Source organism: Rhodococcoides sp. S146-33 (genome assembly GCF_059489205.1).
The window spans coordinates 1,037,823-1,050,958 of the sequence record NZ_JCAJWY010000001.1 but is presented as its reverse complement, the minus strand read 5'-3'; the positions used below and the strand labels follow the sequence as shown (position 1 = coordinate 1,050,958).

Sequence of the window (13,136 nt, the reverse complement as noted above, 5' to 3'; positions counted from 1 at the left end):
CAGGATGTCTCGGAAACAAGGTGGGTGAACGACAGCCTGAAGATCGTGCCCCACACCATGGTGGGCTCGCTGGTCCCCACGATGTTCGACGCCTATGCCCGCGTCCAGCACCCGCTGCGCAACTCCGAACACGTTGCACGCTGGCATGTTCAGCTGGCAGCCATCATCGAGGTATTCGCTCGAAGCACGAATACACCGAACGAATGCTGGTTCGCCATCTGGGAGGGCAACACCGCACTCGACGACATTCGCGATTGCGCACCGACCGCAGACATCGCCGGCTACAACTATTTTCTGATGAAGGGATCGGTCTCACGCGCAGCGGACACCCTCGGTGGGTTGTCGCCCAATCTGTGGTGGCCCGCCGACCACGCGTGGTGCGTGGCCCAACACTTCGACTTCCCCTGTGCGTATCTCGGAGGCAGCGAAGATACGGTCGCCGACATTCTGGCGCTCACCGAGCTCGAATCCTCGCCAGTCCGCGTCGACCAGATCATCACTGCGAACTACGACGAGCGAAACGACTGAGTCGCCTCGACCCCTGACCCAACGGTCTCGACAACCGATGCCTTCCATCGAACCCCGAATCCCGCAGGTACTGAATCCCGTTGGTGGTACTCCAGCACACCGCTGTACGTCACACTGAACGCGCCAGGGTGGCGAGTCGGGATCAACTGCCGGCGTTGCACGAGCAGACCCGTCCGATCCAGGACGCGGAGGCTGCCCCGCGGTTTCGTGCGAAAGTCCAACCACAGGTATCTATCCCACACCAGGCAACCGTGCAGAATCACATCACCGACCAGGCCACCATCAGCCATCATCAGCCATCATCGTGGTAAATCCGTCGCCGAGGTGTGCTATCCACTCCGTTCTGCCATCGATATCCACAGCCTCGACCCGAGCCGGCACGTCAGAACACACCTCTTCGGGGAGGTCTATCCGCTCAGACGAAAACCAGCGCGTGGTCGGTACGAACACTGCACCGACGGCAGGCTCGTCGGGCCACGGTTCCATGTCTTCGAGCATCCACAGTTGCGACATATCGAGCCAAGTCGATCAGAACTGTGCCCGGGGAGCCCCCATTCCCGGATCGATTTGGAACGGACCGCTGGCCGAGGGCGCTATCGGGAAATCGAAGATCGCAGTGGGGATGTACACCGTGGCACAGGAATTCGGGATATCCACCACCCCGGACAGGCGTCCTTCGATCGGGGCCGAGCCCAGTAGCAGGTACGCCTGCTCGGGGCTGTAGCCGAACTTGGTGAGGTAGTCGATCGCGTGCATACACGCGTTTTGGTACGAGAGGTCGGAGTCCAGATACTTCTGCTCCCCGTCGACGGTCACCGAAATGCCGGAGAAGGCAATCCATTCCGAGTACTGCGGTGCGGTGTTGCCCGGCATGAAGATCGCGTTTTCGCTCACCCCGTAGGTCTCCATGCCACCCTTGATCAGGTCGACGTGCAGGTCCATGAAGCCGCCCATTTCGATGGCTCCGCAGAACGTGATCTCGCCGTCTCCCTGTGAGAAGTGCAAGTCTCCGAACGACAACTTCGCCCCCGGCACGAACACCGGATAGAAGACGCGAGTGCCCTTGGTGAGGTTCTTGATGTCCTGATTTCCGCCGTTCTCACGCGGCGGTGCCGTACGCGCGGCTTCACCTGCTACGCGGGAGAATTCGTCACCGCTGAGTGAACCGAGGATCGCACCGTCCAGTTCCGGTGCGAGAGCAAGAGGTGGAACACGCTGGGGATCCGTCGCAATCAAGGCACCTTCCCGGGCGTTCCACTTGGCCAACAGTGCAGCCGACGGCGCGGTACCCATCAGACCGGGGTGGGTGATTCCGGTGTACTTCACGTGCGGGACGTGGCGAGACGTGGTGGTCTGACCGGAAAAGTCCCAGATCGCCTTGTACGCATCGGGGAATCGATCGGTGAGGAACCCGCCCCCGTTCTGCTTGGCGAAAATTCCCGTGTAACCCCAGCCCTGCCCGGCCAACGGACCCGAATCCTCCTGCGGGATCGGACCGACGTCGAGAATATCGACGATCAACAGATCACCGGGCTCCGCACCTTCGATGTGGAACGGCCCGGACAGCGTGTGCACGTTGTTGAGCGGCGCATTCAGGATGTCCTCGGCCGAATCGTCGTTGCGGATGGCCCCGTCGAACCATTCGCGGCAATGCGCTCTGAAAGATGTGCCGGGTTTGACCGTCACCGCCGCCGGGATATCAGGGTGCCATCGGTTGTGGCCGACGATCTCCTGTTCGGTGAAACTCTTGGTCGAGTCGAGCGGAAACAGCAGTTCGGGCACGAGGCACCTCCGGTTGCGCGGAATTCTCCCGTCCTGATCATTGCACCGATGTGGCCCTCCCGGTCGGTTCTGGCACGTAAATCTTGTATGACGTTGTGCCGTAACACTGCTGATCGCGCTACTCTCGAATGCGTGCCCACCTACAGCTTCCGCTGCGCACAGCGTTGCACTGCCGTCGAGCAGCGATTCTCGATGGCCGATGTGCCCTCCGAGATCCCCTGCCCCGAATGTGGCGAGGCCGCCGCACGGACGATTTCCTCGCCTGCCCTCGGCCGAGGAAACAGCGCTGCGATGAAGGCGCACGACGCCTCACGCGCCACTGCCGATTCACCGAAAGTGGTCTCCTCCATCCCCCCGCAGGGCCGGACCGCTACTCGAACCACATCGAACCCGCTCCATCGCCGCCTGCCCCGCCCCTGACAGCCGCGTTTCCCTTCCGGGCCGACGGGGAAGTCCGATGGCATGCCCGAACTGCCCCCTCCCCCGTCCATCGCCGACGGCGCCGCCACCGACGACGTCGTCGCCTGGGTTGCCGAGCATCTGGGCGATCTGACGCGCGAGGGGCCGAACGAGATAAGCCCAGGTGGCATTCGTGGTGGGCAGTCGGCCGCCGACGTCGCGCTGGCTGGGCTGGACATCACCGGCTACGCCCGCGACAGGAGCACCGTTCTTCCGGTGAATCGCCGCGGCGCAAGCCGCATGTCGCCGTACATTCGCCACGGACTGCTGACGCTACGAGAAGTCTGGGACGCGGTATCCGACGCTCCCCCACGCGACCGTTCCCGGTACCGCGACGAGCTCATGTGGCAGGAGTACGCCCGCCACCTCTACGCACGAGTCGGCACCGATCTGGGGCGTTCGTTACGGCGCGAGCAACTGCGGCCGCAGGGCTGGACGGCGCAACCCTGGGCCGAAGAGATGAACTGCATGTCCTCGGTAGTGGGTGAATTGCACGACGACGGTTGGCTGGTCAACCAAACTCGCATGTGGCTGGCCTCCCAGTGGGCGGTCCGCGCCGGAGCGACGTGGCGGGACGGTGAGGACGAGATGTTCGCCCACCTACTCGACGGCTCCCGCGCTGCCAACCGCCTCGGCTGGCAGTGGACCGTCGGCACCGGAAGTGGAAAGGTGTACGGCTTCAGTCGATGGCAGGTGAACAAGCGTGCACCGTCGCTCTGTCGTAACTGCGCTTTGAAAGATGCCTGCCCCATCGAGAATTGGCCCGACGACGATCTCGGACCAACGGTCGACGGACCCGATCTCAACAAGGGACCGGTACCCGCAGGTCCGGCTCACGTGGAAGGTGCTGGTGCAGAACAGGTCTGGCTGACGGCCGAATCGCTCGGAACCGCCGACCCCGCCATGGCTGCGAATCCCGAGCGCCCTGCCGTCTTCGTGTTCGACGAACCACTGCTGCGAAAGCTGAGACTGTCCGGCAAGCGGTTGGTCTTCCTCGCCGAGACGCTCGGCGAGATCGCGTCGACCCGCCCGTTGGAGGTACGCCGTGGCCGAGTCTCCGACGAGCTTTCCGGACGGTCTCTGGCCGCCACCTGGGCACCCGTTCCCGGCTTCTCCCGCATCGCCGACGCCATCGCCCCGGTCGAGTTGCATCCGTGGCCGTGGCTGACGCGTCCCACCACATCCTCGGTCCGTTCGTTCAGTGCGTGGCGCCGCAGCCACTGAGCCGGCTAACGCCGCTCGACCGAGATCTGACCTTCCTCACTGGTGATCGAGACTGATCTGGGCGAACCCGGATCGTCGACGACGTCGGTCTCGACGTCCCCTTTCTCCGACGACGCGTCCACGTTGTAGAATTCGGCCGCCGGAAGCTGGATCGTGCTGTCCCCCATCGTGTTCTGCACGAGCACTGAATCCGGTGGAACTCGCGAGTCCAGAACGACCTGACCGAATGTCGTGTCGACCTCGATCGCAGACACAGCCGTATCGGTGATGTCCACATCACCGAATCGCGTGGTCACATCCAGGGTTCCTGCGACTCCACGAGCGATCACCGCCCCGGACGTGGTCGTCACCGACGTCTGCGCATCCACGTTCGACAGAACGACATCGCCCGCCATCCCGTTGATATCGAGCACCGACCCCGCGGGAATCCGAAGCTCGACATCGACGTCGCAGCTGCCCCGATCTCGGTTCGAGCATTCCACCGCGATCTTCGATCCGTCGTCACTGATATCGACCGTCGGGATATCTCCCCGGTAGGAACCGTCGGCCTGCACATGCAACTCGGAATCAGGGCTCGTCGATACGGTCACATGGGCAAACCTCGTCGTGAATGCGAGGTTGTTCCCGGACACGGCGTGGTCTTCTGCGTAGTCGAAAGACTGCATTTTCGGCAGACTGAAGCCGTACGCGATCGCTGCCGTCGTAGCTGCACCTGCAGTACCGACGACGACTACGGCAACCCCTACTGCAACGGTGTTGCGCCACAACGCTTTCTTCATCGAATAGCTCCCAGGTATCGTAGAACGGCCATGACGCGGCGATGGTCAGCGCTGTCTCCGAGCAGACCGAGCTTGGCGAAGATGTTTCCGATGTGCTTCTCGACAGCTGCCTGACCGACAACCAGCGCAGCCGCGATGCCGGCGTTGGACTTACCTTCCGCCATGGCCGTCAACACTTCTCGTTCCCTCGGCGTCAACGAATCGAGTGGATCCGATCGCGGTGCGCGAGCAAGAATCTGCTGCACCACCTCGGGATCGATGACCGTGCCGCCGTCGGCAACGGTCCGCACGGCATCGGCGAAGTCGTCCACATCGGCGACCCGGTCTTTCAACAGGTAGCCGACGCCATCGGTACTCTGCCGGATCAGCTCGGCTGCATACCGTTCCTCCACGTACTGCGAGAGCACGAGAACACCTAGGGCGGGCCATCGTTGGCGAATGACCAACGCCGCGCGCAGACCCTCGTCCAGAAAGGTGGGCGGCATGCGCACATCGATCACGCACACGTCGGGGAGCGGGTCGGCAGCGGACATCGACGCGAGTAGCTCCGACGCGTCGGCCACCTTGCCGATCACGTCGGCTCCACTGTCGATCAGCAATCGAGCGACACCCTCTCGCAACAGAACCGAATCGTCGGCGATGATCACTCGCATGGGATGGTCACCTCCAGACTTGTCGGACCGCCGGTCGGTGAGCTGACCGACAAAGTGCCGTCGATTCCGCTGAGCCGGTCCGCGAGACCGGCCAAGCCTCCGTTCGGAGCGATATGTGCACCGCCACAACCGTCGTCGACAACCTTCACGTGCACGGCGGACTCACTCCTCGTGACGTCGACTCGAACGCGGCCGGCGTTCGCGTGTTTACTGACGTTGGTCAGGGCCTCCGAGACGACGAAATAGACCGTCGCTTCGGCGGTGGCGTCCGGGCGTTGCGGTCCGGACAGAGCCGGGTCCACCTCGATCGTCACCGGCACCGAACACAGGGCCGCGACGGACGACAGCGCCGCATCGAGTCCTCGGTCGGTCAGGATCGGCGGATGCAGGCCACGCGTGAGAGTTCGGATCTCACCGATCGCATTCTTGGCTTCCCGGTGCGCGTCGTCCAGCAGTTCCTTCAGCACCGGATCGTCGTCCGCCGACACTCGCGACTTCGCCTGCCCCAGCGACATAGCCACCGAGACCAGGCGCTGTTGGGCCCCGTCGTGCAGGTCGCGTTCGATGCGGCGGCGCTCGGCATCTGCGGCGTCGACGACCCGTGCCCGACTCACCGTCAGCTCGTCCACCCTTCTACTCGATTCGGACTGTCCGAGAAGCGCAGTGGCACTCCACCAGTCGAGTCTCGCCAAGCCGGTCACCAGCAAGGGCAACCCTGCGACGAAAGTGGCCAGAGAAGCGACGCCGACCAGTGCGACGAGGGGGTAGCCCACCCGATCCCCGATCTCGAGCTGATTACCGACCGGATTCGTCACGATCCACGCGAACGGTGCCGCAGCGAGAACGGGCAGAACCAGAAAGAGTGCGGGCAGCAGGAACACGAGGACCGCCGAAGCGGGAATGCGAACAAGCCAGTAACACAACGACTTCCACAGCCCGACGTCGCGGACGCACCAGACGAGCTTGCGCCAGCTGGTGGGATAGACGGTCACCGCAGGTCCCTCGATGGTTATACCGCTGGTGAAACCGATTCCGGCTCGAGCGGCGATATCCATCCATCGAAGCACCACAATCGTCAGCACGAAAACCAGCACTCCGCTCAGCGCAAACGGGAGTGCGCAGACAGCGAGAATCAGCAGACCCAGGACCATCCAGCCGCCGAGGCCGGCCAGCGTCGACGCCAGTAGCGAACCCAGTGCCAGCCACCAGTGGGGAGATATCCAGGCCCTGAGCGGATTCAGGGGAATCGGAAGTGCCTCATTCATGCGGATCAGCCTAAGGCGGCGCTCGCCGACTTGTCCCCACTGTGAACCCGCGGCTCATGGTAGGGCGCGCACTACCATCGATCGGTGGGACGACCGTGGTGTTTCCCTTTCCACGGACGAGAATATTCGACGGGTATGAACCTCAACCTATTCGACGTCGATCGCCTCTCGGCCGTGCCGGTCTGGGTCGTCCTCGCAGGTGTCGTAGTGCTACTGGCCTTCGAATCCGGCTCTCTGCTCGGTCTTTTCACGCCCGGGAACAGTGTGCCGATCACACTGGGAGTACTGACGTCGATCGGCGTCGTACCGTGGTTACCCGCTGTCTTCACTGCGGCGGTGGCGTCGAGCATGGGAGCACAGTACGCAGTGTGGCGCAGTCGCCGCAGTGCGACGATTCTCGGGTCGGGCCGGATCGAGTCCGCGTTGCCGCGCACGCTGACACGGGTGGTCCTCGGAGTGACTGCGTCAGCGCAATCACGACCACGCACGGTGGCGGCCGCAGGACACCTCGTCGGTGGCCTCCGCACCATCGCCCCTCGACTCGTCGCTGCGACCACCCTGCGGCGGCGGGAATACGCGGTGATCAGTCTTGTCGCGGCCGGGGTCTGGGCCACCGCGTTGGTCAGTGTCGGCGCATGGCTGGGCGACCACACTGCCATCCGGACCGCGCTGGGATACGCCTGGATTCCGGCTGTCACCGTCGTGGCTCTCACCCAGCTCAGGCGTCGAACACGCTGGTCTTCTCCCGAACTTGTCGGAGCCCGGTGATATCAAGGATGTAGAAGAAACGACAGAAGGGAATTCGCGTGTCCACCAGCTTCGATACTTGCCACGGCACACTCGTGATCCACGCGGTCGGCGGTGCGGAGTGCACGGAGCCGGACTGCGTGGACCTCGAGTACGTCCGCCACTTCCTGGTGCTCGAGTGCGAGGAGATCACCGGCGGTTGCCAGTGCACGGCGCTGGTGGAGCTCGCTCAGGCGTCCTGACGCCGGGTCACCGGCTGCTGAAGCTCGGTAACCCAGTTTTCTTGCGGCTGCGGCTCCGACACCAGGTAGAACTCCCGGCAGACACCGGAGAGTTCGTAGCCGTTGGTCTCGATCCACGCCATGAACTGCTCCCACGTTTCACCGATCGTCGCCATCGACCCGTGGTGCACGGTCGTCGCAGCCAGATCGACCGGAGGCAGTTCCCGGACCTCGTATCCCTCACCGGCCACGACTTCAGGCCCGACCTCGAACGCCGCGTGCACCGTGATGCCCGTGCCCTCTCCATCGTCGACGGCCTCGTACATGGCGATCGATGAAGGCCCGAACTTCACGCCGTGCTCGGCGAGCGTCTGGGCGAGTCGGGCATACATCGGGCCGATCACCGGCCCGATGTTCTGCGGTCCGAAACCGCCGGCAGTCTCGGTGACGGCAGCAATACGAGTGGTCGGCAACGACTTGGTGTCCACGGTGATCATCGAAATCCCTTCGGTGTGGGAGAGCCGCGCATCGATTCGACGCAGGCGAGCGGCGTCGAGATCGAGTCGACGAGCGACATCAGTGCGCTTGGCGGCGAGCATTTCTCGCAACCGATCGCCGTCGACTCGGCCGTGCACGATCTGCGCCACCTCGTCGAGCCTGAACCCGAGGTCCTTGAACATGAGAATGCGTCCCAGGACCTCGAACTGTGAACCGTCGTACGAGCGATAGCCCGTGAACGGATCCACCCGTGCAGGCGTCAACAACCCGATCTCGTCGTAATGCCGAAGCATGCGAACCGAGACCCGGCCGATCGATGCGAACTCTCCAATGCTGAACATGACCCTTCGAGACTCCCGTCTCACACTGTGTGAGGGTCAAGTGTCGCGCGCCGAGCGCTCTCGATCCAGCCCCAACAGCTGCCGATCGAGACTCAACGCGCGACGCTGATCCGATATCTGACAGTTGCTCCCTGGCGATCGAGCAGCTCACCACCTGCCCGTTCGATTGTCGCGATCGACGCACTGTTGTCGACCTCGCACACCGCAGTGATGTCCGAGAGCCCCTTTTCTGCGGCGACTTTCAGCATGCCGACGAGTGCTCGCGTGGCAACTCCGCGGCCACGGTCGGACGGTCGCACCCCATAGCCGAGATGACCCAGCCGCCCCACTCGTCGCGCGCATCCCGCCACGCCGCGGCGAGATCAGCGGAGGGAACGACAAGGTCCACCGGCAGACGGTAGCACCGGTTTCAGGAAATCCCCGTCGGATAGTGCAGCGCCAATCCCGTCTCTCCGACCCCGAGTTCGAGGATCGCCCATTGACGTGGGTCGAGCGCCAGAAGGCCATGGTTGGACACGATCAACGAGGTTCCTCGGAACGCAACCGACGCCGGAGTCGAGTAGGGAATCGAGCGGGTCACGCGATCCACCAGGGTCGGTAGCTCGGCCACCATCACCCCGTTGTTCGGGTCGACCACCTGGATCGAATTGATGAACGGGTTCGAGATCGGCAGATAGATTCGACCGCTCGTTCCGATGGCCAGACCGTCACCCTGCGCGACGACCGCCACCGTCTCCAACACACCCGGCCTACCGTCGGCCATCACGGGAAGTCGATGGACAACACCGCGACCGAACGATTCGACTCGCGGGATCAGGGACGTCGTCACCACGAAATTCAGTCGTCCCGATGCGTCGAACTGCATACCGTTGACACTGTAGATCGATGCGAAATCGGCATTCTGATACCAGATCTCGGCTGCCCCACCACCCGCAGGCACCTTCCAGATAGTGGCCTGGTTCAGGTCGCTGACGTACATGGTTCCGTCGGGGGCGAAGGTGGCCCAGTTGGGCCAGGCGGGCCGGTCGATGGGCGACGGTTCGCAGGGCACACCTGCGGCCCCAGTGCATGACGGCAGATTCGCGAATGTCGCGTAAACCGATTGCGTTCCGGTCGCGGGATCGATCCGCACTGCCCGGGCACCCGAGTAGTCGAGGGCGTACACCCGGCCGTCCCCGTCGAGAGTGATCCCGTTGACGCCGTGCTCGGCAGGTTCGTGATCCATCAGGGTGTAGGTAGCGAGCAGTCGGCCGTCCGAATCCCAATGCCACACGTCAGCAGACGAATTCGGTCGATTCGAACCCGACCACAGGCTGCCGTCCACGGGGTCGACTGCCATTCCCTCGGGCTGCCCCGGCAGCGGAACCACAGCGATGTCTCTGGTCTGCCCGTATCCGAGGGGCTCGGGCGTACGGACCGGTTCGGTCACTGCCTCGGGCACGCCGACGATGCAGATCGCAAGCGCCGAAAGCACGACCGTCCAGGTTCGGCGCAGATTCATCGGGGCGCGATGGCACCGAGGAAGGACGTGGTCCAGATTGCCGAATTGGCTGATCCCGCTGCGTCGTTCGAAGGAACCAGGCCGTTCAGCGTCACCTGTCCGCCGGTCAGGCCGCGGCCGAACTGCGGTGGCAGAGTGAAGCCACAGGACTGGTGCACGGTATCCGCTCCGACAGCCAGATCGGTCCGACGGCACTGCCCGGTCGATGTTGCCGTGAGTGCGGGTGTGACGCCGAAGCTCGTGATACTGAGCAACGCGCCGAAGTCCGGAGACGACGGATTCTGGTAGCAGATCGACGCGGTAGCGGCGACGTCCGTGGAGGGCTCGGTCGACGCAGCACCGGTGGCCGGATCGACCGAGACGGAGTGGATCTCCGTAGTGCGCACTCCACCCGGGCACGCAGGGGTAGAACCGGTCGAGACCGAGTTCACCTCGCGGCCGACGCTGTACTTCACCGAACCCGTCGGCTGCGGAATACCTGGAACGGGCTCTGCCACTGGGGCCGTACCCTCGCCCAGGGTGTACAGAGTCCACAGCGACCCGGTTCGACCGTCCGGCAGGCGAAGCGGATTGGCGACCGAGTTGCTGGTCGCGACCCCGTCGGTGACCCCGGACTCGTTGGGCTGCACTCGCAGAACACAATCGACGGCAGCGCGCCCTGGCGATCCAATCATGAACTCGAGCCCGCAGGGACCGTTCATCGTCAATCTGCCCAGGCCCGGAGCGGTCAGCACCCCCCACTGGTCCAGAAATGCCTGGCCGTCAACGGTCGGGCCGTCGCACACGTAGATCGGTCCGACGTTCTGGGCGGTGGGGTCGAGCAGGAAACCCGTCGACGGATCGTTGGTGAAGGTGTACATCCGCGCGTCGAGCCGCTCGACCACGGTCAGCGAGCGCGGGGATCCGAAGTAGTCGTTGCACGCGGCATTGTCTGCTTCGGCAGGGCGCTGCCCACTGTCGACAGTGCGATAGACACTGAAGCTGCCGGGTCCGTTCTCGATCGAGCCGAGGATCGTGGCGGGGGCCGGAGCCGGGCCGGGCGCAGCGTTCGCCGACATCGTCGGACACAGGGCCACGATTGCCGCCGTCACTACCGCAACCTGTACTCCACGACTCTTCACGTCATATCCCCCGGACAAATTCGGACCCGGCTTTGTGCCCGGTCTACGTCGACCCCAGCGGAGACGGTAGCGCAACAGACGTTGAGAAACCAGCCCAGTGATGCCCAACCGACATGATCGCGGGGCACTCCCCCAGAACTGCCGAACCGACCGACCAGATGCTGGTAATCGAAACTTTGACGACCCTGGGAAAAGAATGTTTCAGCAGCTATCGTTCGTGCCTGTAGGCCTCCCTCGACCCCAGAAGGGCACGACATGATGAGACGTTGGCTCGCGTATTCCACTGCAGCACTGGCGATGTCCGCATCAGTGGCAATACTTCCGGCGGGTGCGGCCTCCGCTGCACCATGTTCGGACGTCGATGTCTCCTTCGCCCGCGGAACCGGCGAGCTCCCTGGACTCGGCATCACCGGCACACCCTTCGTCGACGGCCTGAAATCTCAGCTGTCGGATCGCTCGGTGAGCACGTACGCCGTCAACTACGCCGCGGACTTCACCCAGGCGAGTGCAGGACCCGGATCCCGCGACCTCGTCGCACACCTGAATTCCGTCGCGGCATCGTGCCCTTCGACGACATTCGTGATCGGCGGATACTCGCAGGGAGCAACCGTCGTGACCAATGCTCTCGGACTCCGCACCCCCAGCAGCGTCACCGGTGCCGTCATCCCCGCCGCCATAGCGTCCCGGGTCGAGGCAGTCGTGGTGTTCGGCAACCCGTTCGGCCTCTTCGGACAGAAGATCGAAACATCCAGCAGCACATACGGTTCACGTGCGACGAGCTTCTGCAATTTCGGCGATCCGGTATGTCAGATCGGCGGGTTCAACGCCTTCGCGCACCTTCAGTACGGTACGAACGGGTCCACCACGCGAGGCGCACAGTTCGCCGCCACTCTGGTTCGTTCCTGATTTCTGCTCAGGGGCGCAGATTCAATCCCGTCTTCGTCGAGAAGTAGTGCACCGTCTCGGCGCGCGGGGCGATACGAATGACATCGCCCTGCGACGGGGTCGCGATATCGGGGATGCGCGCGATGATCTGCGCCCCGACAGTGCCGAGATTCGACGCATCCTCGACGGTGCGGCCGTAGATGTAGGCATCTGCACCGAGCTCCTCGACGACGTCGACAACGATGTCGGTACCGGAATCGGACAGCGTCCACGCTTCGGGGCGCACGCCCATCGTCACGCGGCTGCCGTCGATGCGGTCGGCAATCGCGCGCTCGATCGGCACCTCGAGCGATCCTAGTTTCGCCGCGCCGGCGACTACGTCCACCTCGAACAGGTTCATTGCAGGCGAGCCGATGAAGCCTGCAACGAAGGCATTGACCGGTCGCTCGTACAGCTCCTTGGGGCTGGCGCACTGTTGCAGCACACCGGCTTTCATGATCGCAACGCGATCGCCCATGGTCATCGCCTCGACCTGATCGTGGGTGACGTACACCGTGGTGGTGCCGAGCCTGCGCTGCAGCAAGGAGATCTGCGTACGGGTCTGGACACGAAGCTTGGCGTCGAGGTTGGACAGCGGCTCGTCCATGAGGAACACCTGCGGATTCCGCACGATCGCACGGCCCATCGCAACGCGCTGCCGCTGACCACCGGAGAGCGCCTTGGGTTTACGGTTGAGGTAATTGGTCAGGTCCAGAATCTTCGCCGCCTCCTCGACGCGTCGGCCCACCTCTGCCTTGTCCATACCGGCGATCTGCAACGCGAAGCCCATGTTCTTCGCGACGGTCATGTGCGGGTACAGCGCATAGTTCTGGAACACCATCGCGATGTCGCGTTCCTTGGGCGCCAGGGAGGTGACGTCGCGGTCGCCGATCTTGATGGCGCCGTAGTCGACGTCCTCGAGACCGGCGAGCATCCGCAGCGAGGTGGACTTTCCGCAGCCGGACGGGCCGACGAGCACCAGGAACTCGCCGTCCTCGATGGCGAGGTCCAACGACTCGACCGCTGCGACGTCCGATCCCGGGTAGAGCTTGGTGGCTCCTTCGTACGTGACCTGTGCCATGGGAGTGCTCCT

The 13,136-nt window shown here is 63.8% G+C and carries 16 protein-coding genes; 6 read left to right on the top strand and 10 right to left on the bottom strand.

All coding sequences use genetic code 11. From position 1 onward, the window contains the following. Window positions 1–24 precede the first annotated feature (24 nt). Window positions 25–528, top strand: a complete 504-nt coding sequence (locus AC5WEY_RS05045; RefSeq protein ID WP_495644937.1) for a hypothetical protein — start codon at window positions 25–27, stop codon at window positions 526–528. A gap of 528 nt (window positions 529–1,056) precedes the next feature. Here the strand turns inward: AC5WEY_RS05045 and fmdA are convergent. After that, on the bottom strand, window positions 1,057–2,310 hold the full coding sequence (gene fmdA, locus AC5WEY_RS05040) for a formamidase (protein ID WP_495644936.1): 1,254 nt from the start codon (window positions 2,308–2,310) through the stop codon (window positions 1,057–1,059). A 132-nt stretch (window positions 2,311–2,442) separates the two neighbouring features. Here fmdA and AC5WEY_RS05035 point away from each other — a divergent pair, with 132 nt between their 5' ends. Both AC5WEY_RS05035 and AC5WEY_RS05030 read left to right on the top strand, forming a co-directional pair. Next, window positions 2,443–2,730 carry an FmdB family zinc ribbon protein gene (locus tag AC5WEY_RS05035; RefSeq protein ID WP_200936563.1) on the top strand — a complete coding sequence of 96 codons (288 nt, stop codon included), beginning with the start codon at window positions 2,443–2,445 and terminating at the stop codon, window positions 2,728–2,730. A gap of 42 nt (window positions 2,731–2,772) precedes the next feature. Next, window positions 2,773–3,993: an FAD-binding domain-containing protein gene (locus AC5WEY_RS05030; RefSeq protein ID WP_495644935.1), complete on the top strand. Its 1,221-nt coding sequence runs from the start codon at window positions 2,773–2,775 to the stop codon at window positions 3,991–3,993. 5 nt (window positions 3,994–3,998) lie between these two features. Here the strand turns inward: AC5WEY_RS05030 and AC5WEY_RS05025 are convergent, their stop codons facing one another. Genes AC5WEY_RS05025 through AC5WEY_RS05015 form a run of 3 tightly spaced genes read right to left on the bottom strand, consistent with a single transcriptional unit; the run spans window position 3,999 to window position 6,690 of the window. Further along, complete coding sequence (locus tag AC5WEY_RS05025) at window positions 3,999–4,772, bottom strand: DUF4097 family beta strand repeat-containing protein (RefSeq protein ID WP_495644934.1); 774 nt, start codon at window positions 4,770–4,772, stop codon at window positions 3,999–4,001. Beyond that, on the bottom strand, window positions 4,769–5,425 hold the full coding sequence (locus AC5WEY_RS05020) for a response regulator (RefSeq protein ID WP_495644933.1): 657 nt from the start codon (window positions 5,423–5,425) through the stop codon (window positions 4,769–4,771). The genes AC5WEY_RS05025 and AC5WEY_RS05020 overlap by 4 nt, the downstream gene beginning before the upstream one ends. Next, window positions 5,416–6,690, bottom strand: coding sequence for a sensor histidine kinase (locus AC5WEY_RS05015; protein WP_495644932.1), 1,275 nt, complete (start codon window positions 6,688–6,690; stop codon window positions 5,416–5,418). The genes AC5WEY_RS05020 and AC5WEY_RS05015 overlap by 10 nt, the downstream gene beginning before the upstream one ends. A 135-nt stretch (window positions 6,691–6,825) precedes the next feature. Here AC5WEY_RS05015 and AC5WEY_RS05010 point away from each other — a divergent pair, with 135 nt between their 5' ends. Together AC5WEY_RS05010 and AC5WEY_RS05005 are read left to right on the top strand one after the other, a co-directional pair. Further along, window positions 6,826–7,458 carry a DedA family protein gene (locus tag AC5WEY_RS05010; RefSeq protein ID WP_495644931.1) on the top strand — a complete coding sequence of 211 codons (633 nt, stop codon included), beginning with the start codon at window positions 6,826–6,828 and terminating at the stop codon, window positions 7,456–7,458. Window positions 7,459–7,496: 38 nt separating this feature from the next. After that, on the top strand, window positions 7,497–7,679 hold the full coding sequence (locus AC5WEY_RS05005) for a hypothetical protein (RefSeq protein ID WP_235581644.1): 183 nt from the start codon (window positions 7,497–7,499) through the stop codon (window positions 7,677–7,679). Here AC5WEY_RS05005 and AC5WEY_RS05000 read toward each other — a convergent pair. The 5 genes from AC5WEY_RS05000 to AC5WEY_RS04980 all read right to left on the bottom strand — a co-directional run bounded on the left by AC5WEY_RS05000 (window position 7,667) and on the right by AC5WEY_RS04980 (window position 11,119). After that, window positions 7,667–8,497: a MerR family transcriptional regulator gene (locus AC5WEY_RS05000; protein WP_495644930.1), complete on the bottom strand. Its 831-nt coding sequence runs from the start codon at window positions 8,495–8,497 to the stop codon at window positions 7,667–7,669. The genes AC5WEY_RS05005 and AC5WEY_RS05000 overlap by 13 nt on opposite strands. Window positions 8,498–8,589: 92 nt before the next feature. Further along, the gene (locus AC5WEY_RS04995; RefSeq protein WP_495645526.1) at window positions 8,590–8,796 is read right to left on the bottom strand and encodes a GNAT family N-acetyltransferase; all 207 of its coding nucleotides are present in this window, start codon (window positions 8,794–8,796) and stop codon (window positions 8,590–8,592) included. Beyond that, window positions 8,739–8,885 (bottom strand): hypothetical protein, encoded by a 147-nt coding sequence (locus tag AC5WEY_RS04990; protein WP_495645563.1) that lies wholly within the window; start codon window positions 8,883–8,885, stop codon window positions 8,739–8,741. The genes AC5WEY_RS04995 and AC5WEY_RS04990 overlap by 58 nt, the downstream gene beginning before the upstream one ends. 21 nt (window positions 8,886–8,906) lie before the next feature. Continuing rightward, window positions 8,907–9,998: an SMP-30/gluconolactonase/LRE family protein gene (locus AC5WEY_RS04985; RefSeq protein WP_495644929.1), complete on the bottom strand. Its 1,092-nt coding sequence runs from the start codon at window positions 9,996–9,998 to the stop codon at window positions 8,907–8,909. Continuing rightward, window positions 9,995–11,119 (bottom strand): hypothetical protein, encoded by a 1,125-nt coding sequence (locus AC5WEY_RS04980; RefSeq protein WP_495644928.1) that lies wholly within the window; start codon window positions 11,117–11,119, stop codon window positions 9,995–9,997. Before AC5WEY_RS04980 ends, AC5WEY_RS04985 begins: the two co-directional genes overlap by 4 nt. Before the next feature lie 255 nt (window positions 11,120–11,374). Between AC5WEY_RS04980 and AC5WEY_RS04975 the strand changes: the two genes are divergently transcribed. Beyond that, window positions 11,375–12,025, top strand: coding sequence for a cutinase family protein (locus AC5WEY_RS04975; RefSeq protein WP_495644927.1), 651 nt, complete (start codon window positions 11,375–11,377; stop codon window positions 12,023–12,025). 7 nt (window positions 12,026–12,032) lie between these two features. Here AC5WEY_RS04975 and AC5WEY_RS04970 read toward each other — a convergent pair whose 3' ends face one another. After that, window positions 12,033–13,124 (bottom strand): ABC transporter ATP-binding protein, encoded by a 1,092-nt coding sequence (locus AC5WEY_RS04970; RefSeq protein WP_495644926.1) that lies wholly within the window; start codon window positions 13,122–13,124, stop codon window positions 12,033–12,035. Window positions 13,125–13,136 lie beyond the last annotated feature (12 nt).